Here is a 2,042-nt window from a genome sequence, read left to right as displayed (position 1 = left end):
TGCTAATTCCCTGATTGACATCAATCACTTTGTTTCCTGTTTGATACTCTGAGATAAACAAGATCGAATGATGCAAAAGGGGACTATTTAAATACTGAGGGAACAAATGGCAGTAGATTTGAGCATAGAAACCGCTCTGCTCCTAGAGCGCTGGCAAGGCATTGTAAACTCGATGGCTCAAGTCGCGGAAGTGCCTTGTGTGCTGATTAATCGATTAGATAAAAACGAAATTTGTCAGGCTGTTGGCAGTGTGTCAGTACCAACTTTTTATTGCGGTGAACCTGTTCCATTGGCACTTAACACTTATTGTTCCCAAGTCATTTCCAGTAACCAGCCATTACTAGTTGAAAATGCAATCGGTACCCGATATGAAAACAATAACCCAACATTTGCAGCAGGCTTTAGTTATTACTATGGCCTGCCATTGCTTTGGCCTAGCGGAAAAACTTTCGGTACTTTGTGTATGTTGGACTTTTCAAGCCCAGATCGGGCATCACAACACTGTTCCTTACTCACACTTTTTAAGCAGGCCATTGAATACGATTTACAGATGCTTCAACAACAGCAAGATCTGCTAAAGCGTGAGCAACAAGCAGACAAAAAATTTATACAACTATTCAATGAGATGTCAAATAGGATAAGACCGGTAACTAATAATAAGTTGCTTCAATCTGAGTTGTTTGTACTTTTGACAAGCCAATACCAATACTGGCATCAGGAACTGGATAAGCAGCTTAATCAAACCGTCCTGACTGATGAAAACTCCATTCATATAGCGGCACTGGTTCGAATTTGGTCAAATTTGTTGGCGATTGCCCATGAAACAGAATGGTTGAGAGCTACGGCAGTTCTAGAACCTTATAGTTGTGATGCTGTTGCGTCACTGGTCAATGCAACTCCATTATTAGAACAAGCAGTGTATAAAACAGCGCTGACCCTTGGTGCTGATCTCGTTTTGAGGAGTCATTTGCCTAATCCACTGTTACTAAGTGGGAAACCAGAGTTATGGTCTCTGATAGGACTAGCTATCACGAGCTTTTTAGTTGTTGGCGCCAGCGGTACAAGTATAACTATTTTTGTCAGTAACCGATTAAAAGGTAAGTACAGAGTTTTGGAATGGTCCCTTCTTGTAAAAGGCCAGACGATGCCGCTGCGTTTTACCCGCGATAATCAAGCGCTTTATGGTTTTGCAACAGTATGTGCCGAGTTAGCGGGTGCTGTTCTTGAATCTGGTGAGTGGCAATTAACTGAGAGTCTTCAGCAACAGAGTCGTTATCTCAACTCAAATCGTGATCACGTTGACGACATTGAAAGCAGGAATGCTTCAAGAACTGCTAATGGCATAACCAGGCTTATCTGCTTATCGATACCGGTGATGGGAGACGATTTATAAACACTCAGCGATGATCAGCGAAGTTGTGTTTTAGTTTTCTTGTTGGCACTACATCCGGTATGGCGGCCTTTAATCTGAGAGTGACACTTGGGATAACTGAAAAACTGGCTGTGATTCTGCTGAACGGAGCTTGGTGCTAAGCATGTTGGCGTCATTCAAAGCAAGGTCAACACTGCTATTAACGTTTACGATTATCTGACGGACGTGCTGCTGCGCGTCAACCAACATCCAGTAAGCAAGGTACATGAACTAATGCCGAAGTTACGGAAAGCTCAGTTCGAAAGCGCATTACAGCGTTCAGCTCTATTTAGCAATCCCGATGCTTCGGTAAAATAAGCCACGGAAAATGCTCCGGAGGCCGCATGCACACTAAATAGATGACGTTAGACGAAGAGTTGGATTTAAACGAGCAAATTATAGAGCCTGCGACCGGAAAAGCCAAAAGTTTATAAATACAGCTAAAACTCAAATCAAGCAGGCGAATATTGTACAAAACAATACCATTGCTACAGAGATAACTTGAAGTCTGACAGATCTATGCTAGAGTTAAATCAACGATTTAATTCATTTTTCTATGCAGGATCTTTGAAAAATGCAGTAGAAAAACGGAGAAGTACATGACCTTTAGTTTAGCTCAAACAGCTAGTGC

Annotated in this window: 1 protein-coding gene; it reads left to right on the top strand. The window is 42.0% G+C overall.

Annotation, left to right across the window (positions count from 1 at the left end; all coding sequences use genetic code 11):
* The first annotated feature begins 106 nt into the window (after positions 1-106).
* The gene (locus tag L1272_RS22835; RefSeq protein WP_000257537.1) at positions 107-1,393 is read left to right on the top strand and encodes a GAF domain-containing protein; all 1,287 of its coding nucleotides are present in this window, start codon (positions 107-109) and stop codon (positions 1,391-1,393) included.
* The last annotated feature ends 649 nt before the right edge of the window (positions 1,394-2,042 follow it).

Origin of the sequence: Pseudoalteromonas sp. PAST1 (genome assembly GCF_021532515.1) — a bacterium.
Classification (GTDB): Bacteria; Pseudomonadota; Gammaproteobacteria; order Enterobacterales; family Alteromonadaceae; genus Pseudoalteromonas; species Pseudoalteromonas simplex.
The sequence above is the reverse complement of the archived record's forward strand: the minus strand, read 5'-3'. Positions and strand labels throughout refer to the sequence as shown.